Source organism: Campylobacter sp. JMF_11 EL3 (genome assembly GCF_027736965.1).
GTDB lineage: Bacteria > Campylobacterota > Campylobacteria > Campylobacterales > Campylobacteraceae > Campylobacter_B.
This window is the reverse complement of sequence record NZ_JAOVTJ010000003.1, coordinates 65,452-92,167: the sequence shown is the minus strand read 5'-3', so window position 1 is coordinate 92,167 and position 26,716 is coordinate 65,452. Positions and strand designations below refer to the sequence as shown.

Below are 26,716 nucleotides of genomic sequence, written 5' to 3'. Positions count from 1 at the left end.
GGCGAAATTTTACCCCGTCTTATGAGCAAATTCGAAATTTTCAAATCCACAATACCGGTTATGTTAGGCTATATTCCGCTTGGAATCGCGTTTGGAATTTACGGCATTTCGCAGGGATTGGAGTTTTGGGTGATGATGATAACTAGCGTGCTAGTCTATGCAGGGAGCGTGGAGTTCGTGCTGGTGGCGTTTATCGTAACTGGCGCCTCGCTGATAGATACCTTTATCATCTCGTTTTTGCTAAATTTTCGCCATTTTTTCTACACAATGTCGCTCATCGACGAACTGCGCGCAATCCCACGCAAAATTTATCCCATTTATGCGCTTACTGATGAGACATTTGCCCTGCTTAAAACTCGCGTTTTTTTAAGCGATGATGAGCGCAAAAATGGCATTAGCGAGCAAAGAGCGCGCGAGCTGGGGCTGATTTATAATCTCACGGCTGTTTTTAACCACTCGTATTGGATTAGCGGTGTAGCGATTGGATCGATCCTTGGAGCTAGTTTAAATGTCGATTTTAGCGGGGTTGAATTTAGCCTTGTGGCACTTTTTGCGATGCTAAGTTACGAAATGTTTAAATCAAACCCACAGCATAAAATTTTGATTTTTAGCCTTATTTGCGCGTTTGCGGGGCTGTTTGTATTCCCTGTGAAATACTATCTTTTTGGCACACTGCTTTGCGCGATTTTTGCGCTTTTAGCATTTCGCAAATTTTTTGAGCGAGGCTAGCAATGGAGATTTTCGCATATATCGCAATGGCTAGCATAGCTACCGTGCTTACGAGGTTTTTGCCGTTTTGGCTCTTTAAAAAAAAGAGCAAAAACCCTACGCTCGTGTATCTGCAAAAAAACTCTGGGCTTGTGATTATGATAGTACTTATGATTTATGCGCTAAAAACTATGATTCCAAAATTTAGCGAAAATGGCGAAAATACCGCATTTTTCGCCACTATTTGCGGGCTTGTGTTTTGCTTGGCGCTCTCGTTTTTGGCGCACGCTAAATTTAGAAATTCGCTGATTACAATCGCAGTTCCGACGCTTTTATACACGATTTTTCTGCGATTTATATGAATTTTAAGATAAATTTCGCTAAATTTAAAAGTTAATTTTTTATTTTAAAGAAGGTTTAAGCTTTATGCAAATAATCACAAATTTTATCCAAAATTTTGCCAAAAAATATGCTAGTAAAACAATGCAAAATTCACTTTATAATTCCCTTAGAATCGACATTTCTGATCAAAATATAGAAAAAAAGCCAAACCCAGATAAAAGCTACATGCTCTACATGCATGTGCCGTTTTGCCACACATTTTGTCCATATTGCTCTTTTCACAAATACGCCTATGACAAAGACGCCTGCAAAGCCTATTTTAGCGCACTTAGAACAGAAATGCGTCGCACGAAAGAGGCAGGATATGATTTCAAAACACTTTATGTCGGAGGCGGCACAACCTTAATCGACGAGGACGAGCTTTTACGCACATTGGAGCTTGCAAAATCACTTTTTAATATCGAGGAAATTTCATGCGAAAGCGACCCTAACCACATCGACCCTGCCTCGCTAGCAAGGTTTCGTGGGCTAATCGATAGATTAAGCGTGGGCGTGCAGAGCTTCGATGATGAAATTTTGCGCAAGGCTGCGAGATATGAGAAATTCGGCAGTGGCGAGGTTTTGCGCGAAAAACTAAGCAAGGCGGTTGGGGTGTTGCCGATTTTAAGCCTTGATTTGATTTTTAATTTCCCATTTCAAACAAAAGAGAATTTACTCCACGACATCGCTATGGCAAAATCCGTAAATCCAGAGCAAATCACCATGTATCCGCTGATGAAATCGCCTCTAATGCGCGATCAAATCGCACGAAATTTAGGCATAAGCAGTGTGGATAACGAAGAGGAATTTTACAAAATAATCTGCGATGAATTTAGCTCGTGGCACAAAAACAACTCATGGGCGTTTGCGAGAGAAAGCTCAAATATCGCTGATGAGTATGTGGGCGCAAACCACGAATATTTGGGTATTGGAAGCGGTGCGTTTAGCTTTTTGGACGGCAGACTTTTGATAAACGCTTTCAACCTAAGCGATTATTCAGCTCGTATCAAAGAGGGCAAAAGCACAGTGATTGCCACATGCGATTTTAGCGAGAGTGAGAGAGCAAAATATATATTTTTGACCGAGCTTTTTAACGGCGAGATTGACATAGCAAAATTCCGGAGCGCAAACGGCATAAATTTACGCAAAGAGCTAGGGCGCGAAATCTCGCTACTTAGGCTGTCAAACGCAATCCGCGTGGAAGGCGGTAAAATCACCACGACGCAGTTTGGAAAATATCTTTGCGTGATTTTGATGAAGGAGTTCTACACCGGCATGGATAAGGTCAGAGCGACCTTCAAAGATGACGCTAAAATCAAGCACGCAAAGCATATTGCGATTATGGAAGAAGAAGTGCAAAATGCGCAACAAATTGCTTAAATTCGCTCAAATTTTAAACCAAATTTAACGATTAAAAAGGTAAAATGTGCGCAAAATTTTAATCCCAAAAGGTAATTTATGTTAAAAGACATATTCTTGTTCGCTGGTAGTTTATTTACTTACGACCACACTTTTATTTATCTATTTTATTTCTTTTTAGTAGTTGCTATCATTATAGCTATTGCGATTTTTTCTACTCGCTCACTTCAACTCGTCCCACACGGTATGCAAAATATCGCCGAGGCTTATGTCGGCGGTGTTTTATCTATCGGAAAGGACACAATGGGTAGCGAAGAAAGAGCCAAAAAATATCTCCCACTTGTAGCAACTCTTGGTTTGGTTGTATTTTTAAGCAATATTATCGGTCTAATTCCTGGTTTTGAATCCCCTACTTCTAGCCTAAATTTGACACTTTCTTTGACACTTTGTGTGTGGTTTTATTACCATTTCGAGGGTATTAGAGAGCACGGCGTCGTGGGATATTTCAAACACTTCATGGGTCCAGTTAAGGCTCTTGCGCCATTTATGTTTATCGTCGAGCTTATCTCGCACTTCGCACGCGTTGTGTCGTTATCTTTCCGTCTTTTCGGAAATATCAAGGGTGATGATATGTTCCTTTTGGTTATGCTTACGCTATTCCCTGCACTCGTGCCTATGGTGCCTTATGCGCTACTAACCTTTATGGCGATTTTGCAAACTTTCATTTTTATGGTTCTTAGCTATGTTTATCTAGCTGGCGCCGTAGTAGTTGATGAGCATTAATTTTAAACGAAATCTCTTATACTTTTTGGTAGGCGCATCGTTCGGACTGATTTTCGTCGGTGCGTTTATCTTTTTTTCATATCCTGCATTTTATTTTTTAGGTCTTAAATTTCTGCTACTTTGCACAGCTCCTGGGGTCGTGTGTGTCATCATCACCTGCCTTTTAGTCGATTTGCTCGATCTAAAAGAGCAATTAGAAAACAAAAAGTAAAATTTAGCCTCAAATTTTGCCAAATTTTGGGCTGAAATTTCAAAATTTAACCGATTTCAAATTTAATTAGTAGTAAAATCACAGAATTTTGTTTTAAAGGTAAAATTTATGTTTGAAACCATAATCGGACTTGAAGTTCATTGTCAATTAAATACAAAAACCAAGATTTTTTGCTCATGCGCCACTAGCTTCGGAGATAAGGCAAACACCCATGTTTGCCCTACTTGCCTAGCCTTGCCGGGCGCACTTCCTGTGCTAAATAAAGCAGCTGTTATCAAGGCCATAAGCTTTGGCACCGCGGTCAATGCGACCATAAATCGCAAGTCGATTTTCGATAGAAAAAACTATTTCTACCCTGATTTGCCAAAAGCGTATCAAATTTCACAATTTACAATCCCTATCGTCGAAAACGGCGAGCTTTTTATCAATATCGACGGAGCGCAAAAGCGCATAGGTATCACGCGTGCGCACCTAGAAGAGGACGCGGGTAAAAACAGCCACGAAAACGGCAGAAGCCTAGTCGATCTAAACCGCACTGGCACGCCGCTACTAGAAATCGTAAGCGAGCCTGATATGCGTTCTAGCGATGAGGCTGTGGCTTACCTGAAAAAACTGCACTCGATTTTGCGCTTTTTAAATATCAGCGACGCAAATATGCAAGAGGGCTCTTTCCGCTGCGATGTCAATGTCAGCATTCGACCAAAGGGCGATGATAAGCTCTACACTCGCGTTGAAATTAAAAATTTAAATTCATTTAAATTTATCCAAAAAGCCATAGAATATGAAGTTGGACGCCAAATTTCAGCTTGGGAAGATGGCAAATACGACGAGCTAGTTTATCAAGAAACTAGACTTTTTGATACGAATAAATTTGTAACCAAATCAATGAGAAGCAAGGAAGATAGCGCAGAATATCGCTATTTCCCTGATCCTGATTTGCTAACTGTGATAGTCAATGATGAGATGATGAAAGAGGGGCAAAATATCCCTGAACTGCCTGATGAGAAAAAAGTTCGCTATGTCGAAAAGCTTGGTATCAAACCAAAGGACGCGGAAGTCATCATCTCAACCTATGAAAATGCGAAGTATTTCGAGGATTTGATTAACGCAGGGCGCGAACCAAAACTATGCGTAACATGGCTAAATGTCGAGCTCAACGGCCGCCTTAAAAACGGCGTAACTATCGAAAACAGCCCTGTTGATAGCGCGAAAATGAACGAGCTTTTAACCCGCATTGAAGACGGCACAATCAGCCAAAAAGCGGCAAAAGAGGTGCTTGATTTCTTAATGGAAAATGATGAAAGTGTCGATAGCGTAATCGAAAAACTTGGCTTAAAACAAGTTAGCGATGACGGCGCAATCATAGCTATAATCGACGCAGTTTTAAACGCAAACGCGGACAAAGTCGCAGAATACAAAAGCGGAAAAGATAAGCTATTTGGCTTTTTTGTAGGGCAGGTTATGAAGGAAGGCAAGGGAGCGTTTAATCCAGCAAAGGTTAATGAGCTTTTGAAGGCGAAACTCTAAATTCCCAGACTTAAACAGATTAAATTAAAAATTTCACGCTTTTTCGCTCACGCACGATAAATGCAGCACTCTTAAAAGCGTGAAATTTTTTAAATTGAAACCAAAGTGAGAAAATTTGGATATTAACGAACTAGAAAATTTAAGAATAAAAATTTTAAAAGAAATTCATAAATTAAAAATAAAATATTTTTTATATACATTGTTAATCCCTATTATACTTATTTCTTATAATCAGCTTGCGCTTGGATTTTTTAACTTAGCTTATAAGCAAAATCAAAAATTTGACATTACCGTTGCTATAAATCCTACAATAGATGTTATTTCTGTCATAGTTTTTGCAATATTTCTTACTTATATATATCTAAGAGATGAAAGAAAATTTATAATAATGAAGGAAATGTTTTTTTTATTTTTACCTTATATATTATTTTTTGGGTTAGCACAATATACCAAAGTAGATTTTCCATATATTACTGCGATATATCTTACTTTATTTGCTATGTTTGTGTCGTATTTGGCGTTTTTTAACCTAGCAAAAAACGATAAGATAGCAGAATACAAAAAAGCATTTAAATTAAAACATTTAAAGCCTATGTTTTTAAAAGAAGGGTATGAGTATGAAACCAAAGGAAATATCAATTTAAAATTTATAAGAAATAGTCTAATTTTTGGCACGAAAGAAATTTCGGGTGGCGATGATAAAATCAGCGGGAAAATCGATAATATAGAATTTGAACTATCCGATATAATGGTGCATAATAGTATAAATTTTTCTACTTTTGGCGTATTTTTTTATGCTGAATTTAACAAAAAAGTTAAATTCACGACTTTTATAACAACAAAAAAATATAAATTGCAAGATTATGGTTTTGTAAGCGATAAAATCACTATGGACGATACAGAATTTAATAAATTCTTTGATGTATATTCAAATGATGTGCAAAATGCAATGTATATTCTAAGTCCCGCTTTTATGCAGCGACTTACACAATTAAGACAAATTTTTAATTCTCCTATCATAGTAAGTTTTTTCAAAAGCAAAATTTATATTTTTATTGACACCAAAAAAGATAGTTTTGAGCCAAATATCGATATAAGCGCCACTCAAACAGCAACAACTATAATAAAAGAATTTGCAAATTTTTTATCGATAGTAAAAATACTAAATTTAAACACCAAAATTTGGAAAATTTAGCTTTAATTATCACACAAATATAAATATTACTCTCAATCTTTATTTTTCACAAAAAATCCAAATTTTGATTATTTTTTTATCAAATTTTGGGTAAATTCGCATGTTTATTTTAAATTTGGAAGTGAATTTTATGAAAATAGCAATCATCGGGGCAGGTAAATGGGGAAGTGCGCTTTGTGGCGCGTTAAGCGAAAAAAACGAGTGCGTCATAACCTCGCGCACACCGCGAAATTTGCCAAATTTCGTCAGTATCGAAGAAGCCTTGGATTGCGAAATGCTAGTATTTGTCATCGCCGCTCAGCACACGGCGGAGTTTTTGGCCCATAATTTCACAAACAAAAACCAAAAAATCCTAGTCGCCTCAAAGGGCATCGAGGCCAGCAGCGGCAGGTTTTTAAACGAGATTTTCGAGCGCCACACGAGCGCGCAAAACCTCGCCTACCTCTCAGGCCCCTCATTTGCGAGCGAAGTTACGCGCAAACTGCCTTGCGCCCTCGTGGTAAGCTCGACAACCCTCGCCCTCGCCGAAGCGATCGCAGAGCTTTTCCCACCATACATGAAAACCTACGCCAGCACCGATGTCATCGGCGCAGAAATCTGTGGCGCGTATAAAAATGTCATCGCCATAGCCAGCGGGATTTGCGACGGGCTGGGGCTAGGAAATAACGCCAGAGCCAGCCTCATCGCGCGCGGAATCGTCGAAATCGCACGATTTGGCAAGTTTTTTGGCGCGCAGGACGACACATTTTTGGGTCTTAGCGGGGTTGGCGATCTGTTTTTGACCGCTTCTAGCGAGCTTTCGCGCAACTACCGCGTGGGGCTAGGCTTAGCTAAAAACAAAAGCTTGGAGCAAATTTTAAGCGAGCTTGGCGAGGTCGCAGAGGGGGTATATACTGCGCGCGCAGTCGAAAAAATCGCCAAAGAGCATGGGATTTACACGCCGATTTCAAGCGAAGTAGGCAAAATTTTAGACGGAAAAAATGTCAAAGAGAGCCTGCAAGATTTGCTGAAAAAACACTAAAATTTAGTGAAATTTTAAATTCCGCTTCGCAAATTTTAAGATACTGCGCCGAAATTTCGCTTCTAAGTGTCATTGCGAGCGAGTGAAACGAGCGTGGCAATCTACAAATTTTAAATTCATAGCCACCAAAATGGCAAAATTCTACGAAATTCCACGCTAAATTTAGCCAAATTTCACACTTTCCAAATTCTTGTATTTAAATTTAGAGTTTTTACGATAGATAAAAAGTGCGAAAGTTCGCGTTTTATGGTAAAAGCTGGATTTGCGTGCAAGACGCTTTTATCGATGTCTGGCTCAAAATTATCCTTGCCCGTATCTAAAAATATATAAATTTTATCTCCCGCAAAACTAACGCTGATTGGGAAATTTAGCCGTCTTTTCAAATCCAAAAGTCGCTTCATAAACGCAGGACTTAAAATATACATTGCATTTTGCATATCATCGCAATAAACGCTAAAAGTAGCGTTAAATTTGGTGTCGTCCATTGTGATTTTTTTGAATTTTTTGATATTTAGTGCTTCTGTATTTTTAGATACTACAAAAAGCTCCGAATTTGTTTGCTTATTAAATTCTGCATAAAAAAATATGCCCCAAAGCTCATTGGCATTGTTATTTTTGCTATCATCTCGCAATACCACATCGCACATTTCAAATTTAACACTATCAAATTGACCTATAATCTTATCGTTTTCATTTATTAAAGTAATTGCTTCAAATAAATTACTACTTTTAATCGCTGTTAAATTAATTCCACCTTCTGGTATGTATTTGCAACCAATATTTTTTAAATAATGATATAAATATTTCATTTTAAATGAGCGTCTATATATCTTAGACTTATTTATTCTTATGTTGTGCATAATTGAAGTATAAAAGTAAAACATAGAAAATATCATAAGAGTAATTACAAAAAAATGTGGAGCATTATTCACAAAATTTGCTATAAAAATTCCTAATACAATAGGCAAAACATACGATATTAATAAGACTTTATCATATTTTTGTTTCATCAAATTTATAATATTAAAAAATGATAACAATATAAAAAATAACATAATATAACACGAGAAAAAAGCCCAACGCTCAACATCGTTAAATGATAAATGTAATAAAAAAACTAGTAACGGAATTATAAAAGTCCCCAAAATAACAAAAGGCTTTAAATTATCAATTTCCTTTAAAGTATTTTTTCTTAAATTTTCTAGTTCGTAAATATCCAAATTCTTGCCTTAAATTTAAAATTTCACTAGCTCTTTATCTCGTGAGCGAAATACAGCCACCGTATCCCAGCCAAACGCCCTAGCCTTGCGCGTCAGCTCATCGTATCCAAAGCCCACTTGTGCCACAGCGTGCGCATCGCAGCCAAAGCTAATATCCACACCCGCACTCGCAAACTCAGCCAAAAGCGCGTCGCTTGGGTAAATCTCGCCTACCATTTTGCGAAGTCCAGCAGCGTTTAATTCTAGCGTGATACCGCTTTTTTTCACAGCCCTCACAGCTTCGCGCGCTAGTATCCTAATATCCTTTTTAGGGGTAAATTTAAAAATTTTAATCAAATCAAAATGCCCCAAAATATCGAATTTACCGCTATCACACAGAGCGCAAATCAGCGCGAAATATTCAGCGTAAATATCGTCTATATCGCGCTCGCTCCACTGCGCGATAAATTCCTCATTATCAAAGCCCCAATTATCCAAAAAATGCACCGAACCGATTAAGTAATCGCATTTGCGCCTCAAAACTCGCTCATCAATAAGCGCGCGATTTCGCATAAAATCCACTTCATAGCCGGTTAAAATTTCGATTTTATCCCCAAATTTCGACCTTGCTTCATTTATCATACGCTCATATTCGCTCATCTGCGAAAAGCTCATACGATATTTTTCGTCGAAATTCATCGGCGTATGATCAGCAAATCCATAGATATCAAACCCCAGCTCGCACGCTCTTTGCACATACTCGCAAACGCTTCCGCTAGCGTGGTTGCAAAGGGTTGTGTGGTTATGTAAATCGACCTTCATTTTGCTTCCTTAAAATATTTTTTTGCTAAATTGTAGTAAAATCACGCTTTAAAAAATTTTATAGGATTATTTTTGAAAAAACCAGAACTTCTAAGTCCAGCAGGAAATTTAACTAAACTAAAAATCGCCCTATCTTATGGCGCAGACGCTGTATATGCGAGCACGGGGGCGTTTTCGCTTCGCCAAAGAAGCGCAAAGGAATTTGATAAAACTAGCTTTGAAGAGGGCGTCTGTTTTACCCATAAAATGGGCAAAAAAATCTACGCCACGGTAAATGGATTTCCCACAAATGTCCAAATCGACACTCTCTCGCGCCACCTTGAATACTTGCAAGATTTGCGCGTAGATGGGATTTTGGTCGCGACCCTTGGCGTAGCGCGTTTGGCAAAAAAATTCGCCCCAGATATTCCGCTACATATCTCGACCCAAGCAAATGTCCTAAACTGGCTTGACGCGCAGGTTTGGAGCGAGCTAGGGGCTACGCGCATAGTAGCAGCGCGCGAAATGACGCTAAAAGACGCCGTGCTAATCAAAGAGCATTTGCCAAATTTAGAAATCGAAATTTTCGTGCATGGCTCGATGTGCTTTGCTTACAGCGGGCGTTGCCTAATCAGCGCGGTTCAAAGCGGGCGATTTAGCAACAGAGGCAGTTGCGCGAACGATTGCCGTTTCAAATACGAAATTTACGCCAAAAGTAACGACAATAACGCCCTATTTCGCCTGCAAGAGTGCGAGGGAGAGGGCACTTACATAATGAACGCCAAAGATCTCAAACTAGCTAGCCACGCCGAAAAAATCCTCCAAACAGGCGCGATTGATAGCTTCAAAATCGAGGGGCGCACCAAAAGTGAATATTATGTCGCATGCGCCACGAACGCTTACAGACGCGCGATCGATGACGCAGCCAGCGGTAAATTTGAGCCTGAAATTTACGAAAGCGAGCTAGCGACGCTGAAAAATCGCGGTTTTAGCGACGGATACCTCATCAAACGCCCTTATGAGCGCAACGATACGCAAAATTTAAACACCAGTATCGAGGAAGGCACGCACCAAGTCTGCGCTATTTCAAATGACGGCGAGTTTATCAGCGTCAAAGATAAAATCGCGCTAGGCGAAATTTATGAAATTTTCGCGCCACACGGGGCGCAAATTAAGCCTTGCCAAAACGAATTTGGCGAAATTTTTGAAAATGGGGGCAAAAAATTTATCAAATTTAGCCGTTTGATTGCCAGAAATAATAAAGAATTTAGCGAAATTCACAGCGGGAATTTAAACGAAATCAAACTTCCTGCAAATTTGCCAGAATTTAGCTTTTTAAGAAAGGAAATAAAGTGAAATTTGTATCGATAATAATGGGTTCAAAAAGCGATTACGAAATCGTAAATGAGTGCGCGAAAATCCTAAAAGAATTTGGCGTGGCTTATGAAATGATAATCAGCTCCGCTCACCGCTCACCAAAACGCACCGCCGAGTATGTCGCAAACGCCGAGAAAAAGGGCGCGCAGGTATTTATCTGCGCTGCTGGCATGGCAGCTCATTTAGCAGGAGCTGTGGCGGCAAACACAACCAAACCTGTGCTTGGAATCCCTCTTGGTGGAAGCGCGCTAGGGGGCATGGACGCGCTATATGCCACAGTGCAAATGCCCGGCGGTATCCCAGTAGCGACCCTAGCTATCGGCAAGGCAGGAGCCAAAAACGCAGCGTTTTTAGCCGTGCAAATCCTAGCCCTAAGCGATGAGAGCTTAGCTGCAAAACTGCTTGCAAACAGAGCGCAGCAGGCAGAAGCATTGCAAAAAGATTCGCAAAGTATCGAAATAATTTTATAAAGGAAAGCTATGACATTTTCACAAATCATCTTAACACTTCAAAACTACTGGCACGAGCAAGGTTGCTTACTTGTCCAGCCTTATGACATGCCAAGTGGAGCTGGCACATACCACCAAGCGACATTTTTGCGCGCTATCGGAAATAAGCCGTGGAATGTAGCCTATGTAGCACCGAGCCGTCGCCCAACTGACGGGCGTTATGGCGAAAACCCAAACCGTCTTGGCGCATATTATCAATTTCAAGTGATTTTAAAACCAAGCCCAGATAATATCCAAGAGCTGTATTTAAAAAGCTTGGAGCGTTTGGGGCTAAATCTCAAAGAACACGATATTCGCTTCATCGAGGATAACTGGGAGAGCCCAACTCTTGGCGCTTGGGGGCTAGGCTGGGAGGTTTGGCTAGATGGCATGGAAGTTACGCAATTCACATATTTTCAACAAGTAGGCGGAATCCCTTGCGAGCTAATCAGTGGCGAGATCACTTATGGGCTTGAAAGACTTGCCATGTATCTACAAAACAAGGACAATGTCTATGACATAGCGTGGGACGAAAATGTAACTTATGGCGATGTGCATAAAAGAAGCGAATTTGAGTTTTCTAAATACAATTTCGAAGTCGCAGACGCAGGAAGGCTTTTTGCGCAGTTTGAAAACGCCTCAGCCGAGTGCAAATCTATCCTAGCGCAGGGACTGGCTCTACCAGCGTATGATTACTGCATGCTAGCAGCGCATACCTTCAATGTCCTTGATGCCAGAGGCGCAATCAGCGTAACCCAAAGACAAGACTATATCCTAAAAATCCGTGATATGGCGAAAAACTGCGCACTTTGCTACGCTGATTCAGAAAAATACCTAAAAAGCTTAGCCGAGGAAAATTCGTGAAACTTGGCGAAATTTATGAAATTCTAAATACTCTCGCGCCTTTCGAAGACGCCGAGAGTTGGGATAATAGCGGAATTTTACTAGGCGAAGCAGGAAGCGAGATTAGCGATATTTATTTAAGTCTAGATGTTACAAGCGAATTAGTGGAAAAAGCCTGGCCAGGCTCGCTTCTCATCGTTCATCACCCGCTGATTTTCAAGGGATTAAAATCGCTAAATCCGCTAATTTATCCCTCAAATTTGATTTACAAACTGATCCAAAAAAACATCAGCGTCATTGCCATGCACACGAATTTCGACAAACATCTGCTAAATAAATATGTCGCGCGTGAAATTTTGGGCTATGAAATTTATGAAAGCAGAGAATTTTTGGAATTCATGCGCGTGGATATGAGCTTTTATGAGCTTGTAAGCGACATAAAAGCCAAATTTAACATGCCTATAATCAGGGCTGTAAATGCCAAAGCGCATATCAAAACGATCGCGCTTTGCACAGGAAGTGGAAGCGAATTAAATGAAAATTTAGGCGTGGATTGTTTCATCACAGGTGATATCAAATATCATAGTGCGATACAAAATTTAGAAAACAAGGTCTGTTTGATAGATATCAATCACTTTGAAAGTGAGCGCTACTTTGGGGCTTGCCTTGCTCCACACTTGCCAAAAGATAAAATAAAAGTTATAATAAACGAACAAAAAAATCCATTTAAATATTACTAAAAGGAAAATCATGAACAAATATCTAAATCAGTTAGTCGAGCTGTGCGAACACGACAAAGAACTAGACAGCTTCAAGCCAAAAATCGAAGCAGCCCAAGCAAGACTAAATTCGAAAGTTAATCAAATCGACAAAGCCAAAAACGAAATCGATGTGCTAAACGGTGAAATTGAGGAGTTAAGTGAGCAAATTTCACTCACAAACGCTCAAATTGCAGAGCTAAACGCTAAATCAAAAAGTAGCGCGAAAAAATCAGCCTCACTAAAAACAGAAAAAGAGATCAAAGCCCTTAGCGTCGAGGTCGATATCACAAAAGAGCAGTTAAGTGCTGCAAACGAGCAAATTGATAGATTAGAAAAACATGTCGAAACCAAAAAAGCCCTAATCGCTGATTTAGAGACGCAAAAAAGCGCATTTGAAGCCGAACTCGAAGAGATCAAAGCAGAGGTTAGCACCCAAATGGGCGAGGTCGAGGAGAGCAGATCAAAAATTTATTCAGTTCGCGAAAAACTAATCAAATCAATGGATCCAAAAACCGTATCCTTCTACGAAAAAATCCGCAAATGGGCTAGTAACACAGCTGTCGTTCCAGTGCGCAAACAAGCCTGCTATGGTTGTTTTATGAGATTAAATGACAGAGTTTATAGCGCAGTTATCAAAAGCGATGATATCGTAACTTGCCCATATTGTGGCAGAATTTTATACAAAGAAGCAGAGTGATTTATACACTTTTTTCTTTTCTTATCTGGCTACTTGCACTGCCGTTTTTGGCGGTGCTAGCCCTCAAAAAAAAATATCACAAAAGCCTTCCTGCTAGGTTTTTGCTATTTAAAAATCCGAAATTCAACCCCTGTGATGTGCATTTTCACGCTTGCAGTCTTGGCGAGGTAAATGCGCTTAAAAACTTAATCTCAAATTTTGAAAATATCGCCCTTACCACGACCACAGACACGGGCTTTGCAGCAGCGAAGCAAATCACGCAAAACTCGCGCTTTTTGCCGTTTGAAAACCTGCTTCCATTTTGGTTAGAAAAGGCCAAAGTTACCGTGATTTTCGAGGCTGAGTTGTGGCTAAATTTAGTGCGAAGCGCGAAAAAAAACGGCTCTTTTGTCGTGCTTTTAAACGCCCGAATTTCAGATAAAAGCTACAAAAACTATCTGCGCTTTAAATTTTACTACAATAAAATTTTTGAAAATATTGATTTGGTCTTAGCCCAAAGCGAACGCGATAAAGCCCGCCTAATGGAACTTGGCGCAAAAAACATAATCGTAGCTGGAAATATCAAAAGCGCAAATTCTAGCTCTCCAAGCAAAATTTTGCCAAAATTTCAAAACTGCACCACTATCACGATTGCTAGCACGCACGAGGGCGAGGAAGAGCTGATTTTAGCCGGGTTAAAAAATTTCGCGCAAAATAACAAAAATTTCAAATTTATCCTTGCCCCGCGCCACCCTGCTCGTTTCGAACACTGCGCCAAAATCGCGAAAATTTGGGCAGATGAGCTAAATTTGAGTTTTGAAAAATTTAGCGAAAACAAAAATTTCAAAAGCGATTTTATTTTGCTTGATACAATCGGCGAACTGATAAATTTCTACGCCATTAGCGATATTGTAATCCTTGGTGGCAGTTTCGTACCAAATATCGGCGGACACAATCCAATCGAGCCAGCACACTTTGGCGCTAAAATCATCAGCGGCAGGTATTTTCACAACCAAAACGCGCTGTATAATCTAGTAAAAAATATCAAAATTTGCGAAGCTAGCGAGCTTGGTAACGCGCTAAAAAACCCACCCCAAAAGAGTGAAATTTTGCAAATTTGCGATTTAGGGCGCATTATAAAAATCATAAAGGACGAAATCAATGCAAGAAAAAGCCTATAAACTTCTAGCAATCCAAGAAAAAATTTCAAACAACGAAGCCAAGGCGCTAATCGATGCTGGACTTGTGAGCGCGCACGGCAAAAAGCTTAGCGTCGCGCGCGAAATGATGAGCGAAAAAACCATTTTTAGCGTCGCAAAAATAGAAAAACCAAAGCTAATTTATGAGGACGAAAACATCATCGCCGTGGATAAACCTGCGTTTTTGGAGTGCGAAAATTTAGAAAAAATTTATCACGCAACTCTCTTAAATCGCCTTGATAAGGGGACAAGTGGCGTGATAATGCTAGCGAAGAACGAAGAATTTCGCCAAAAAGCGATAAACGAATTCAAAGCCATGCGCGTGAAAAAAACATACCTCGCGCTCGTAAATGGCATAGTCAGCGAAGAGATCAAAATCACCGACCCAATCCTCACAATCAAGGGCAAATCCGGCGCGATTTCGAAAATTTCGCCAAACGGCAAAGAGGCGATTACAAATGTTTTTCCGCTCATGGTAAGCGGTAAAAAATCCTTTGTCAAAATCACAATCGAAACTGGTCGCACACACCAAATCAGGGTGCATTTAGCCAGCCTCGCTCACGGCATAATCGGCGATGAAAAATACGCCAAAAGCAAATCAAAGCGTATGTTTTTGCACTCATACCAAACCGAAATTTTAGGGCTTAAATTTATCGCTCCATTAAAGGGCGAATTTAACGAATTTGGCTTTAATATACCAAAAAATATGCAATATTAACAGCTATTTAAGTTAAATTTTGGTAATATCGTAGGTTTAATAATTTTATAAGGGAACGATAGTGTTTGAGATAATCAGTGAATCATTTAAAAATGCGGTTAATAAGCTAAAAACAATCGATGATGAAAAAGCGCTCAAAAATGCGCTTGACACCCTAAAAAAGGCACTTTTGAAGGCAGATGTTCATCACAAAGTAACCAAAGATTTCATAGCATTAGTAGAAGCCGATGTCAAAATCAACGGAATCGGTCAAAAGCAATTTTTAGATTCAATCAAAAACAACCTAACCATGATTTTAACAGCGCCAAAAGGCAGCAATCAGGGCTTTGTTTTTGCTGATACGAACCCTACAATCGTGCTTATGGCAGGTTTGCAAGGTAGCGGTAAATCAACCACGACAGTAAAACTCGCAAATTTCTTAAAACTTAGAAAAAAGAAGGTGCTAATCGCAGCTTGCGACTTGCAACGCCTAGCAGCCGTCGAGCAACTAAAACAACTTTGCGAAGCAAACGAGATCGATCTCTTTGCCCTAGATAACGAAACAAACCCTATCAAAGTCGCAAAAGAGGCCCTTGCAAAGGCAAAAGCTGGATTATATGATGTGCTTTTAGTCGATACTGCTGGACGCCTCGCAATCGACGAAGCGCTAATGGAGCAAATTTCAAATATCAAAAAAGAGATTAACCCGCATGAAATTTTCTATGTCGCTGATGCGATGAGCGGTCAAGACGGCGTGAAAACAGCGGCTAAATTTAACGAAGTACTTGAAATCAGCGGTGTGATTTTGAGCAAATTTGACGCCGATACAAAAGGCGGAATCGCCCTTGGAATCGCACATCAGTTAGGAATTCCACTTAGATTTATCGGAACAGGCGAAAAGGTCGCTGATTTAGAGGGTTTCATACCAGATCGTATCACTAGCCGTATCATGGGAGAGGGCGATTTAGCGACATTGGTCGAGAAAACAGCCGCTGTTTTCGACGAAAAAGAGGCAAAAAAATTAAACAAAAAAATCAAAAAAGGCGAATTTAATTTCAACGACTTTATTTCGCAGTTAGAGAGCGTCAAAAAGCTAGGAAATATGAAAAATTTAATCGGTATGATTCCTGGACTTTCTGGCATGGCAAACAAAATCCAAGATATCGACTTGGAAAATTCAAAAGAGATTAGACATATCAAGGCAATGATTGATTCTATGACGCCAAAAGAGCGCGAAAATCCAGATTTATTGAACAATTCTCGCAAACGCAGACTTGCCCAAGGCGCAGGTTTGTCGCAGGTCGAGGTCAATAGATTTTTGAAACAATTCACAAACGCGGCAAAACTTGCTAAAAAATTCTCGTCAAAAGGCGGTATGCAAGGGCTAGCCTCGATTGTGCAAAAACCGAGATAATTCTCGGTTTTAGAGCTTATCAATGCCCAAATTTTGGGTATTTACAAGTTCTAAAACTTTAAAAATTTCAAGGAGAAAAAATGGCAACAGTTGTTAGACTAACAAGATTAGGTAGAAAGAAAAAACCTTTTTATCGTATAGTTGTAACAGATAGCAGAAAAAGACGCGACGGCGGTTTTATCGAGACTATCGGTTATTATAACCCTCTAAAAGACGAAAACAATGTCAAAGTAGATAGCGAAAGACTAGCTTACTGGAAAAGCGTAGGCGCTAAACTAAGCGATAGAGTTGCTCAAATCACAAGCAAATAATCATGGTTGAAAACTTTATAAAAGAATACGCAAAGCTAATCGTAGATCACCCAGACTCGATTTCTACCGAGCTAAAATCTGGCGATAATTTCACAGAGATTATCATCTACGCTGATAAGGCCGATACTGGCAAACTTATCGGCAAAGACGGCAAAATGATTAACGCCATAAAAACGGTCATCATGGGCTATAAGGCCAAGGATCCGAGTAACTACAAAATCACGGTTAAAGCCAAAGATGCCTAAAAACCTGCTCGAAGTCGCTAAGCTCGGCAAAACAGTCGGCCTAAAAGGCGCATTGCGACTTCACGATAAAAGCGATTTCCCAAAACAATTTAAAAAAGGTGCCAAATTTTACTTACAAGATGGCACCATTTTGGAAATTTCTACATTTTTACAATCAAATTCCACTGTGAAATTCGTAGGTTTTGAGAGCATTGAACTAGCCCAAAATTTAGTAAATAAAACCCTTTATCAAACTATCGAAAACACCAGAAAAAATTGTCCGCTAAAAAAAGGCGAATTTTTCTATTTTGATATTTTGGGGCTTAGCGTTTGCGAAGATGGCGAAATTTTGGGCGAAGTAAGCGATATAATGGAGAGTGGTAGCGCGTATCTTTTCGAGGTAAAAACAGCGAGCGAGCTTGTAAATTTGGGGCTTGCTAGCACATTTTTTGTGCCATACCTAGATAATTTTGTAGTTCAAATTTCACTTGATGAGCGCAAAATTTTAACCAAAAACGCTAAGGCGATTTTAGAAAATTCATGAAATTTACCTTCGTAAGCCTTTTTCCAAATTTAATCCAGCCATATTTTGAGGACTCGATTTTAAAACGAGCCGTTGATAAGGGCATTATCGAGCTAAATTTTTTAAATCCCAGAGAATTTACTGCCAACAAATACAAAAAGGTCGATGATTATATGATAGGCGGAGGCGCAGGTCTTTTAATCGGCACCGAACCCCTAGCTAGGACGCTTGATGAGTTTAAAAAAACTTCCCCAAACGCAAAAATCATCTACCTAACCCCAGTTGGCAAAAAATTTACCCAAAACGACGCAAAACGCCTAGCTGGGCAGAGCGAAATTTGCTTTATTTGTGGCAGATACGAAGGGATCGACGAGCGCATAATCGAAGAGTATGTCAGCGAAGTTTTTTGCATAGGGGATTTTGTCTTAACTGGTGGCGAGCTTGGCGCGCTGTGTATGAGCGATGCTATAAGCCGAAATTTAGCCGGTGTTTTGGGAAATACTGCCTCGCTTGATGAAGAGAGCTTCGAAGATGGGCTTTTAGAGGCACCCTCTTTCACAAAACCTGATATTTTTAAAAATTTATCTATAATTTCAGAGTTTTTAAAGGGTAATCACGCTAAAATGCACAGTTTAAAAAATCAAATGGCGCTAATGAAAACTAGGTACTTTCGGGTGGATATGTACCGAAAAATCGCCAAAAAATAAAGGACATTTTATGAAAAACAAGTATATTCAAGCATTTGAAGATGCTCAAATTGCAAACAAAGTTGTGCCTGATTTTCGTGCTGGCGATACACTAAAAGTCGCTATCAGAATCAAAGAAGGCGACAAAAGCCGTGTTCAAAATTTCGAGGGCGTATGTATCGCTAGACGCGGTGAAGGCGTAAGCGAGACATTTATCATCCGCAAAATCGGTGCTAACAGCGTTGGCGTAGAGAGAATTTTCCCAATTTACAGCGAAAGTATCGAAAATATCGAAGTATTACGCCGTGGTCGTGTCCGCAGATCAAAACTATTTTATCTACGCAACAGACAAGGCAAAGCTGCTAAAATTAAAGAACTTAGAAAATAATTTTAGCCCAAAATTCAGCGCGAATTTGCGCAAAATAGGATTTTATCTCGCTAATGAGATAAAATCTATCATTATTTTATTTTCGTTTAAAAACAATGTATAAAATCACGAAATTTAAATTTTACATAGCTTATTTTTTTAATAAATTTTGTAAAATTTCAATAAAATTTTCAAGAGTGATGAATTATGATATATCTAGGCATTGATGTTGGTTCCACGACCGTAAAAACAGTAATTTTAAATGAAAATAATGAAATTTTAGAAAAAACCTACCAAAGACATTTAGCCAAACCAAAAGAGCTAGTTTTACAGCGAATTTTAGAAATCCAAAAAAGATATCCAAACGAAAATTTCAGCCTTTCCATAGCAGGTTCAGCCGGTATGGGTATCGCCAAAAACTGCGAAATTCCCTTTGTCCAAGAGGTTTATGCCACTTCGCTAGGAGTTAGGCAGATGTTTCCTAAAACCGATATCGTCATCGAACTAGGTGGCGAGGACGCGAAAATTATATTTCTCACAGGCGGGGTCGAGGAGCGTATGAACGGCTCGTGCGCTGGCGGAACTGGCGCGTTTATCGATCAAATGACAAATTTGCTAAATTTAGATATCGCTGAACTAGACAGATTAAGCTTCAACGCGAGCAAAATTTACCCTATCGCCTCTCGGTGCGGGGTTTTTGCCAAAAGCGATATCCAGCCTCTTTTAAATCAAGGCGTGCGCAAAGAAGACATAAGTGCGAGCATTTACGCAGCCGTAGTCGAGCAGACAATCGCCGGACTTGCCCAAGGGCGCGAGGTTAAGGGCAATATTTTGTTTCTAGGCGGACCGCTATTTTTCTTAAAAGGTTTGCAAAAACGCTTCAAAGAGGCGCTAAATTTAAGCGACGAAAACGCCACCTTCCCTGATATCGGGCCGTTTTTCGTGGCGTATGGCTCAGCGATTTATGCCAAAAAAACAGGCACTGCGCTAAATTTAGACAAAATCATAGAACTTTTGCAAAAAAGCCCAAACAAAGAGCTTTTAGAATCAGAGGAGCCTCTGTTTAGCTCGCAGGCCGAATTTGACGAATTTATCGCCCGCCACGAAAAAGCGAGTGTCCCCAAAGCCGACATCGCCTCATACTCTGGGAGCGCGTATTTGGGCGTGGATTGTGGCAGCACGACGATTAAGGTCGTTTTAATCGGCGAAAATTACGAGCTTTTATACAAATTTTACTCATCAAACAAGGGCGATCCGATAAATATCTTACAAGAAAAACTAGCCGAAATTTACGCCCTTTGTGGCTCGCGCATAAAAATCAAAAGCTCAGGCGTTACGGGGTATGGCGAGGAGCTAATCAAAACCGCATTTGGCTTTGATTACGGCATAGTTGAGACCATCGCGCATTACAGCGCGGCGCGCCACTTCAACCCCAAGGTCGATTTCATCATCGATATCGGCGGTCAAGATATCAAATGCTTTTCGATAAAAGACGGCAATATCGATTCTATCGTGCTAAATGAGGCGTGCAGTTCAGGGTGCGGATCGTTTTTGCAAACATTTTCGAATTCGCTAGGCCATGAAATCAAAAATTTCGCCAAAATGGGGCTTTTCGCCTCGCACCCAGCCAAGCTTGGTAGCCGTTGCACGGTCTTTATGAACTCATCTGTCAAACAGGCCCAAAAAGACGGCGCGAGTGTGGAAGATATCAGCGCAGGACTAGCAATTAGTGTGATTAAAAACGCGATTTACAAGGTAATTCGTGTGCGAAATTCCGACGATTTAGGGCAAAATATCGTGGTTCAGGGCGGGACATTTTTAAACAATGCCGTGCTAAGAGCCTTTGAAAAAGAGCTTGGCAAAAATGTCATCAGGCTCGATATCAGCGAGCTTATGGGCGCGTATGGGGCTGCGCTTTTTGCGCGCGATAATGCGCCGGAGAGCTCAAATTTAATCACGAGCGAAAAACTTGCACTTTTTACGCACAAAAGCGAATTTGATACCTGCAAGCTTTGCACAAACAAATGCCCGCTTACAATCACGCATTTTGAAAATTCGAAATTTATCACCGGAAATAAATGTGAAAGAGGCGCAGGTAAGGCTATCAAAAACGATATTACGAATTTGTTCGAGTTTAAAAACGAGCTTTTGAAAAAATACAAAAAACTCCCAAAAGACGGCGCGCCAAAGGTCGGAATTCCGCTTGTTTTGAATATGTATGAGATGATCCCGTTTTGGAGTGCGTTTTTTGAAAATTTAGGCATGAGCGTCGCTCTATCTCGCAAACCACGCAAAGAGACGCTGTTTTTGGCCAATCAAAGCATACCAAGCGACACAGTCTGCTACCCAGCCAAAAGCGTGCATGGCCACATCTACGACTTGCTAGCGCAAAATGTCGATTTTATATTTTATCCGTGTATGAGCTACAACCTAGACGAAAATATCAGCGAAAACTGCTACAACTGCCCTGTGGTGGCATACTACCCAGAGCTAATCAAGGCAAATGTCAGCGCGCTAGACGAGCGGGCGTTTATATACCCGCACCTAGATTTAAATGCGCCTGAATTTTTTGCCAAAACTATGCGAAAAGAGCTAGCAAATTTAGGGTTTAAATTTAAGCTTGATGTCATCAAAAACGCCGTATTTCAGGGCAAAAAAGAGCTAGAAAACTACAAAAACACGGTTTTAATCAAAGGCGAAGAAACGCTAAATTTAATCCGCGAGCAAAATTTGAGCGCAATCGTGCTTGCTGGCAGACCATATCATATCGACAAAAGCGTAAATCACGGGATTGATCGCTACTTAAATTCTCTCGGATTTATCGTGCTAAGCGAGGATAGCCTGCCGCTAATGCAGGTGCAAACCAAATCGCTAAATCAATGGACATACCACGCCAGGCTGTATAGCGCGGCTAGATTTATCTGCAAATACCCTAAAATGCAACTCGTGCAACTCGTAAGCTTTGGGTGCGGGATAGACGCGATTACAGGCGATGAAGTGCGCGATCTGCTACGCGCAAATGGCAAAATTTACACTCAGCTTAAAATCGACGAAGTTACAAATCTAGGGGCTGTTAAAATCCGCCTACGCTCGCTAAAAGCGACAATGTTAGAGCGCGAAAAAGCTCAATTTATACAAAAAGGCTAATGATGTTTGCGAAATTTACAAAAAATATGAAAAGCACTCACACGATTTTAATCCCTACGATGATCGATCCGCATTTTCGCTTTATGAAAAGCGTTTTGGCTGATGAGGGGTATAAAAGCGTGCTTTTACGGGACAACCGCGCAAACATCGTCGAGGAGGGCTTGCGAAATGTCCATAACGATATGTGCTACCCTGCCCTGCTCGTAATCGGGCAGTTTATCGATGCACTAAAAAGTGGCGAATTTGACACGCACAAGGTCGCACTTCTCATAAGCCAAACAGGTGGCGGGTGCAGGGCGAGCAACTATATAAATTTGCTTCGCAAAGCCCTAAATGAGAGCGGTTTTGGCTATGTACCGGTGATCTCGCTAAATTTTGGCTCGCTAGATGAAAATGGATTTGCGCTGAGCAAAATGGCGCTAATCAAGCTGTTTGTGGCGATTTTTTACGGCGATTTGATGATGAATCTATATAATCAATGCAAACCATACGAAAAAATTCCTAATCAAACGAACGAAATTTACGAAAAAATGGTCGAATTTATCGCAAATTTGACAAATCAAAAGTCATTTTTCAAACTAAATAAAAATTTTAGCCATATCTTGCAAAATTTCGCCAAAATAGAGCGTTCTGACGAGCCAAAAATCAGGGTTGGTATCGTGGGCGAAATCTATCTGAAATACTCCCCTATCGGCAACAACGGCTTAAATGCTTACCTCATCAAAGAAAACGCAGAGCCAGTAAATACCGGACTAATGGATTTCGTGCTGACTTGCATTTATGATGCTGTGTATGACAAAAAGCTCTATGGCAAGGGCGGTGCGGCGTATTGGGGTAGCCTTGGGGTCGCTAAAATTTTAGAATTTTGCCAAAAAAAATTAATTCGCGCTATGAAAAAACATGGATTTCGTCCGCCAACGCCATTTAAAGAGGTGCGCGCAGCCGCTGAGGGATACATCAGCCACGGCGTGAAAATGGGCGAAGGGTGGCTACTCACAGCTGAAATGGTCGAGTTTATGAAGCAAGGCGTGCAAAATGTCGTCTGCGCCCAGCCATTTGGCTGTCTGCCAAATCACATCATCGCGCGTGGCATGATACGCAAAATCAAGCAAAACTACCCAGACGCCAACATCGCCGCAATCGACTACGACCCGGGCGCAAGTGCAGTAAATCAAGAAAACCGCATAAAATTAATGCTTTCAAATGCAAATAGGGAATTTTAAATTTTAAAATTTTGTGAGAATTTGGCTAAATTTAACAGCCAAATTTGGCTAAATTTCAATGAATTTAGCCAAATTTCATCTATCTTGTTCTGCGTTTTATATCTCTGTGCGCGCTTCTGTGGCGTTCGCCGTTGTCATTATCAAAGCTCCTAGCCTCGCGTTCGCGCCTTTTGATTTCTTTGTAACGAGAGCTTGCTTTGATAACTTCCGCTTCCCTTCTAGCCCGATGCAAGGTCATTTCGCGTTCGCCGTTGTTAGCATGAATTTTGCGGATTTCGCGCTCGTGGCGGATTGATTTATCGCTTGGGCGATGAGTGTGCGGACGCGGAGAGATGGCTGGGCGAGTGTGCGGGCGAGTATTTATATGGCTGTGGCGATTGCCCCTAACCACGACTGGGCGTCTATCTACCACGACAGGACGCCTATCCACGATAACTGGGCGTCTATCATAAATCACAGGACGACGGCGATATCCTCTGTCATAGTAATAATCGCTCTCGTAATACCCCCTATAATACGGACTTCCGCTATCATACACCACGCTACCTGAGGCTCTCGTGTGCGCACAGCCTGTGAAAAACAGACCGACAATCGCGCCAAGAATTGCGAATTTTAAAATTTTCATTTTGTATCTCCTTTATAAAATCGGAGCGAATTTTACATTTGCGTGATTAAATTTTTTGTTTATGAAATTTAAATTTGAAAGCTAGGGCGAAATTTGATAAATTTTAAAATTTCGCCCCAAATTTGGCTAAATTTAGCCGTTATAACCCAAGCGCCTCATATTTGCGCAAGCGTTTTTGTATCCGTGGTAGCAAGTTACGCGGTAAAGATCGATTGCATTAAATGTGTTTTGTTGCACGCCTTGTCCGCGCTCGAACATCTCAGCTAATTTCATGCAAGCTGGGAAGTTTTGAGTGCCTACGCACGCCATATTATAGGCATTTGCAGCTGAGCCGAAATCGCCTTTGGCATACATTGATTCAGCAAAACTAAAACACAACGGACCATTTCCGCTTCTGCAAGCGTCGCTTTGGACGATATTGCCCTCGATTTTGGCTGGGCGAATTCCGTCTTGGATCTCGTTATAGCTGTATTTTCCAGCCTTTGGCGCGCTTACTGCGCTTTTTGGTGCATTGCTGACACAACCTGCTAAAAATAATCCTGCAATCATCACAGCGATTAAATTTTTCATAAGCTATCCTTTATCTGCCTAAGATATAGTAAGTGTCTTTGTTCGGCACTTTTTCTAAGGCTATATTAAATTTATCCGACCAAGCCTTGATCATATCTACAACAGCCTCTTTGCGCTCTTTTGTAGCGGCCTCATTTTTGATTTTAAAATACGGATTTGTATTTGACATAGCGATGTAAGCATCATAAATTTTAAGCTTATCGTTTAGTGTAACGATGTGCTCCAACTCTGTGTCTGTGAAATCACATTTTGACAAAATACCGCGAAGTTGCGCTATCACCGCCTCGCTTGAAGTATAACCTAATGCTAGAAGAATTCCCTCTTCACTCATATTAATCCTTTCTAATGAAATTTATTGTTTGTTTGCTTGCGAAATTAAAACGCCCTCGATTAGCTTTTTTATATCGCCATCAAGTATCGCATCAGTCTGGCTAAACGCCTCGCCTGAGCGGTTGTCCTTGACCTGCTGATACGGGAAAAGCACATAAGAGCGAATCTGATGTCCCCAGCCAATATCGCTTTTTTCGATACTATCGCTTGCTTCTCGTTTTTTCATAAGTTCAAGCTCGTAAAGTCGCGATTTTAGCACCTTCATTGCCGTTTCTTTATTTTTGTGTTGGCTTCTATCGTTTTGACAATTCACCACAATCCCAGTGGCTAAGTGAGTTATGCGAACAGCGCTTTCTGTTTTGTTGATATGCTGACCACCTGCCCCACTAGCGCGAAAAACATCGATTTTAATGTCCTTATCCTCGATATTTATCTCAATATCATCGTTTAGCTCAGGGCTTACCATGACGCTTGAAAAGCTCGTGTGCCTACGCCCTGCACTATCAAATGGGCTTGTTCGCACTAGGCGGTGGATTCCGTTTTCGGCCTTTAAATACCCATAGGCGTTTTCGCCACGCACGATAAAGCTCACATCTTTAATCCCCGCTTCATCGCCCTCTTGGAAATCCAAAACCTCTACCTTAAAGCCCTCTCTCTCGCAAAACCTACTATACATACGATACAGCATGCCCGCCCAGTCGCAACTCTCTGTCCCACCAGCTCCTGGGTGGATAGTGATAATCGCGTTTTTGTCATCGTCATCGCCACCGAGCATCATCGCTAACTCTAAATTTGAAATTTCCTCTTCTAGCTCGCCTGCGCCCTCGAAAAGGTCGTTTATCGTATCATCATCATTTTCGCTAAGGGCTAATTCGTAAATTTCACGCGCATCATCAAGCGCAGAATTTGCCTTTTTAAATTTCGCCAAAACCGAGCTGATTTTGGTCTTTTCGCGTCCGATTTGAGTTGCTAGCTTCACATCGCTCCAAAATTTCTCGTCCGCTTCGATTTTTGAAATTTCCTCTAAGCGCGCGCTAATTTCATCTGGTTTGATAATCGAGCTAATATTATTGATTTTTATGTCAAGGTTTTTCAAAAGTTCGCTATATTCGTAATTATCCAAGTTTTGCCTTTAAATTTTTTGCGAGATTATAACAGCTTAAAGCTTTTAACCCTTTTAACCCAGAGTTAAATTTTAATTTTTTTGAGTTATAATCGCCCTTTAAATTTCAAAATTTGGAAGTAAATATGCAAATCATAAGAACAGTAGAAGAGTTACGAGCATTTCGTGCCAATGCCTGTGGTAATGTGGGTTTCGTCCCTACAATGGGGGCTTTGCACGCTGGACACATAAGCCTAATCAAACAAGCCAGAAACGAAAACGACATCGTAATCGTATCGACCTTCGTAAATCCTACGCAGTTTTTACCAGGCGAGGATTACGAAAAATATCCAAAAAACGAAGAAGCAGATATTAAAATTTGCGAAAATTTAGACATAAACGCTATGTTTATCCCAGAAGTTAGCGAAATTTACACAGATAATGAACCAACAATCATAGCGGTGCGCCCGACATCTGAAATTTTGGAGGGCAAAACCCGCCCAGGGCACTTTGACGGCGTGTGTATGGTGCTGAATAAATTTTTCAATATCGTTCGCCCAAACAATGTCTATATGGGCAAAAAGGACGCCCAACAGCTCTTTATCGTGCAAAATATGGTAAAAAGCTTTTTAATGGATATTAATATCGTGCCATGCGAAATCGTCAGAGAGAGCGACGGACTGGCTCTAAGCTCGCGCAATGCGTATTTGGACGAAGAGGAAAAAATGCTAGCGCTTAAAATTTCACGCTCACTTTTAAATGCTAGCAATCTAATCGCCAAAGGCGAGATTAGCACGAGCATTTTAAAGGATAAAATGCTTTCGATTTTAGAGCCATTAGAGGTCGATTATATCGCGTTTGTAAATAGAAATTTCGAAATTTTAGACCAAATCGAGCCTAAAAACACCATTATCCTTGTCGCCGCAAAGGTCGGCAAAACACGCCTAATCGATAATATTTGGTTGTAA

At 40.5% G+C, this 26,716-nt stretch carries 30 protein-coding genes; 24 read left to right on the top strand and 6 right to left on the bottom strand.

Annotated features, from left to right (window positions below):
- Positions 1–21: 21 nt before the first annotated feature.
- From OFN67_RS05495 to OFN67_RS05460, 8 genes are all read left to right on the top strand, one after another.
- A complete protein-coding gene (locus OFN67_RS05495) occupies positions 22–729 on the top strand; it encodes an AzlC family ABC transporter permease (protein ID WP_270862019.1) in 708 nt (235 codons plus the stop codon).
- A gap of 2 nt (positions 730–731) precedes the next feature.
- A complete protein-coding gene (locus OFN67_RS05490; RefSeq protein ID WP_270858234.1) occupies positions 732–1,070 on the top strand; it encodes an AzlD domain-containing protein in 339 nt (112 codons plus the stop codon).
- 64 nt (positions 1,071–1,134) lie between these two features.
- Positions 1,135–2,469 (top strand): coproporphyrinogen III oxidase family protein, encoded by a 1,335-nt coding sequence (locus tag OFN67_RS05485; RefSeq protein ID WP_270868742.1) that lies wholly within the window; start codon positions 1,135–1,137, stop codon positions 2,467–2,469.
- A 78-nt stretch (positions 2,470–2,547) separates the two neighbouring features.
- Positions 2,548–3,231, top strand: a complete 684-nt coding sequence (locus OFN67_RS05480) for a F0F1 ATP synthase subunit A (RefSeq protein ID WP_270858236.1) — start codon at positions 2,548–2,550, stop codon at positions 3,229–3,231.
- A gap of 25 nt (positions 3,232–3,256) precedes the next feature.
- Complete coding sequence (locus tag OFN67_RS05475; protein WP_270868743.1) at positions 3,257–3,442, top strand: hypothetical protein; 186 nt, start codon at positions 3,257–3,259, stop codon at positions 3,440–3,442.
- Positions 3,443–3,550: 108 nt separating this feature from the next.
- The gene (gatB, locus tag OFN67_RS05470) at positions 3,551–4,969 is read left to right on the top strand and encodes an Asp-tRNA(Asn)/Glu-tRNA(Gln) amidotransferase subunit GatB (protein WP_270868744.1); all 1,419 of its coding nucleotides are present in this window, start codon (positions 3,551–3,553) and stop codon (positions 4,967–4,969) included.
- Positions 4,970–5,084: 115 nt separating this feature from the next.
- A complete protein-coding gene (locus OFN67_RS05465) occupies positions 5,085–6,164 on the top strand; it encodes a DUF3137 domain-containing protein (protein WP_270868745.1) in 1,080 nt (359 codons plus the stop codon).
- Between the two features lie 130 nt (positions 6,165–6,294).
- Complete coding sequence (locus tag OFN67_RS05460; protein WP_270868746.1) at positions 6,295–7,185, top strand: NAD(P)H-dependent glycerol-3-phosphate dehydrogenase; 891 nt, start codon at positions 6,295–6,297, stop codon at positions 7,183–7,185.
- A 173-nt stretch (positions 7,186–7,358) separates the two neighbouring features.
- On the opposite strand, the gene OFN67_RS05455 is transcribed toward OFN67_RS05460, so the two are convergent.
- Together OFN67_RS05455 and OFN67_RS05450 are read right to left on the bottom strand one after the other, a co-directional pair.
- Entirely contained in the window at positions 7,359–8,405 is a 1,047-nt protein-coding gene (locus tag OFN67_RS05455; RefSeq protein WP_270868747.1) for a DUF3137 domain-containing protein, read from the bottom strand.
- A gap of 15 nt (positions 8,406–8,420) precedes the next feature.
- The gene (locus OFN67_RS05450; RefSeq protein ID WP_270873984.1) at positions 8,421–9,206 is read right to left on the bottom strand and encodes a histidinol-phosphatase; all 786 of its coding nucleotides are present in this window, start codon (positions 9,204–9,206) and stop codon (positions 8,421–8,423) included.
- A 72-nt stretch (positions 9,207–9,278) separates the two neighbouring features.
- On the opposite strand from OFN67_RS05450, the gene OFN67_RS05445 reads away from it, so the two are divergent.
- From OFN67_RS05445 to OFN67_RS05375, 15 genes are all read left to right on the top strand, one after another.
- Positions 9,279–10,541, top strand: coding sequence for a peptidase U32 family protein (locus OFN67_RS05445; RefSeq protein WP_270868749.1), 1,263 nt, complete (start codon positions 9,279–9,281; stop codon positions 10,539–10,541).
- Positions 10,538–11,032, top strand: coding sequence for a 5-(carboxyamino)imidazole ribonucleotide mutase (gene purE / locus OFN67_RS05440; RefSeq protein WP_270868750.1), 495 nt, complete (start codon positions 10,538–10,540; stop codon positions 11,030–11,032). The genes OFN67_RS05445 and purE overlap by 4 nt, the downstream gene beginning before the upstream one ends.
- Positions 11,033–11,041: 9 nt before the next feature.
- Positions 11,042–11,914 carry a glycine--tRNA ligase subunit alpha gene (gene glyQ, locus OFN67_RS05435; RefSeq protein WP_270868751.1) on the top strand — a complete coding sequence of 291 codons (873 nt, stop codon included), beginning with the start codon at positions 11,042–11,044 and terminating at the stop codon, positions 11,912–11,914.
- A complete protein-coding gene (locus OFN67_RS05430) occupies positions 11,911–12,633 on the top strand; it encodes a Nif3-like dinuclear metal center hexameric protein (protein WP_270868752.1) in 723 nt (240 codons plus the stop codon). The genes glyQ and OFN67_RS05430 overlap by 4 nt, the downstream gene beginning before the upstream one ends.
- Positions 12,634–12,643: 10 nt before the next feature.
- On the top strand, positions 12,644–13,351 hold the full coding sequence (locus tag OFN67_RS05425; protein ID WP_270868753.1) for a zinc ribbon domain-containing protein: 708 nt from the start codon (positions 12,644–12,646) through the stop codon (positions 13,349–13,351).
- Positions 13,348–14,511 carry a lipid IV(A) 3-deoxy-D-manno-octulosonic acid transferase gene (waaA, locus tag OFN67_RS05420; RefSeq protein ID WP_270868754.1) on the top strand — a complete coding sequence of 388 codons (1,164 nt, stop codon included), beginning with the start codon at positions 13,348–13,350 and terminating at the stop codon, positions 14,509–14,511. The genes OFN67_RS05425 and waaA overlap by 4 nt, the downstream gene beginning before the upstream one ends.
- Positions 14,492–15,247, top strand: a complete 756-nt coding sequence (locus tag OFN67_RS05415) for an RluA family pseudouridine synthase (RefSeq protein WP_270868755.1) — start codon at positions 14,492–14,494, stop codon at positions 15,245–15,247. The genes waaA and OFN67_RS05415 overlap by 20 nt, the downstream gene beginning before the upstream one ends.
- 61 nt (positions 15,248–15,308) lie before the next feature.
- The gene (gene ffh / locus OFN67_RS05410; RefSeq protein ID WP_270865094.1) at positions 15,309–16,640 is read left to right on the top strand and encodes a signal recognition particle protein; all 1,332 of its coding nucleotides are present in this window, start codon (positions 15,309–15,311) and stop codon (positions 16,638–16,640) included.
- Positions 16,641–16,720: 80 nt separating this feature from the next.
- A complete protein-coding gene (rpsP, locus tag OFN67_RS05405) occupies positions 16,721–16,951 on the top strand; it encodes a 30S ribosomal protein S16 (RefSeq protein WP_270858252.1) in 231 nt (76 codons plus the stop codon).
- Between the two features lie 2 nt (positions 16,952–16,953).
- A complete protein-coding gene (locus OFN67_RS05400; RefSeq protein WP_270858253.1) occupies positions 16,954–17,196 on the top strand; it encodes a KH domain-containing protein in 243 nt (80 codons plus the stop codon).
- Positions 17,189–17,719: a ribosome maturation factor RimM gene (rimM, locus tag OFN67_RS05395; protein WP_270868756.1), complete on the top strand. Its 531-nt coding sequence runs from the start codon at positions 17,189–17,191 to the stop codon at positions 17,717–17,719. The genes OFN67_RS05400 and rimM overlap by 8 nt, the downstream gene beginning before the upstream one ends.
- Complete coding sequence (gene trmD / locus OFN67_RS05390) at positions 17,716–18,405, top strand: tRNA (guanosine(37)-N1)-methyltransferase TrmD (RefSeq protein ID WP_270868757.1); 690 nt, start codon at positions 17,716–17,718, stop codon at positions 18,403–18,405. The genes rimM and trmD overlap by 4 nt, the downstream gene beginning before the upstream one ends.
- 10 nt (positions 18,406–18,415) lie before the next feature.
- Positions 18,416–18,772 (top strand): 50S ribosomal protein L19, encoded by a 357-nt coding sequence (gene rplS, locus OFN67_RS05385; protein ID WP_270858256.1) that lies wholly within the window; start codon positions 18,416–18,418, stop codon positions 18,770–18,772.
- A gap of 186 nt (positions 18,773–18,958) precedes the next feature.
- The gene (locus OFN67_RS05380) at positions 18,959–21,898 is read left to right on the top strand and encodes an acyl-CoA dehydratase activase (RefSeq protein ID WP_270868758.1); all 2,940 of its coding nucleotides are present in this window, start codon (positions 18,959–18,961) and stop codon (positions 21,896–21,898) included.
- A 2-nt stretch (positions 21,899–21,900) separates the two neighbouring features.
- On the top strand, positions 21,901–23,121 hold the full coding sequence (locus OFN67_RS05375; RefSeq protein WP_270868759.1) for a 2-hydroxyacyl-CoA dehydratase: 1,221 nt from the start codon (positions 21,901–21,903) through the stop codon (positions 23,119–23,121).
- Between the two features lie 79 nt (positions 23,122–23,200).
- Here OFN67_RS05375 and OFN67_RS05370 read toward each other — a convergent pair whose 3' ends face one another.
- The 4 genes from OFN67_RS05370 to prfB form a co-directional block, all read right to left on the bottom strand.
- Entirely contained in the window at positions 23,201–23,746 is a 546-nt protein-coding gene (locus tag OFN67_RS05370; protein ID WP_270868760.1) for a hypothetical protein, read from the bottom strand.
- Positions 23,747–23,878: 132 nt separating this feature from the next.
- Entirely contained in the window at positions 23,879–24,316 is a 438-nt protein-coding gene (locus tag OFN67_RS05365; protein WP_270868761.1) for a hypothetical protein, read from the bottom strand.
- A 10-nt stretch (positions 24,317–24,326) separates the two neighbouring features.
- Positions 24,327–24,647 carry a type II secretion system protein gene (locus OFN67_RS05360; protein WP_270858261.1) on the bottom strand — a complete coding sequence of 107 codons (321 nt, stop codon included), beginning with the start codon at positions 24,645–24,647 and terminating at the stop codon, positions 24,327–24,329.
- Between the two features lie 21 nt (positions 24,648–24,668).
- Positions 24,669–25,769 carry a peptide chain release factor 2 gene (gene prfB / locus OFN67_RS05355; RefSeq protein WP_270868762.1) on the bottom strand — a complete coding sequence of 367 codons (1,101 nt, stop codon included), beginning with the start codon at positions 25,767–25,769 and terminating at the stop codon, positions 24,669–24,671.
- Between the two features lie 125 nt (positions 25,770–25,894).
- Between prfB and panC the strand changes: the two genes are divergently transcribed.
- A complete protein-coding gene (gene panC / locus OFN67_RS05350) occupies positions 25,895–26,716 on the top strand; it encodes a pantoate--beta-alanine ligase (protein WP_270858263.1) in 822 nt (273 codons plus the stop codon).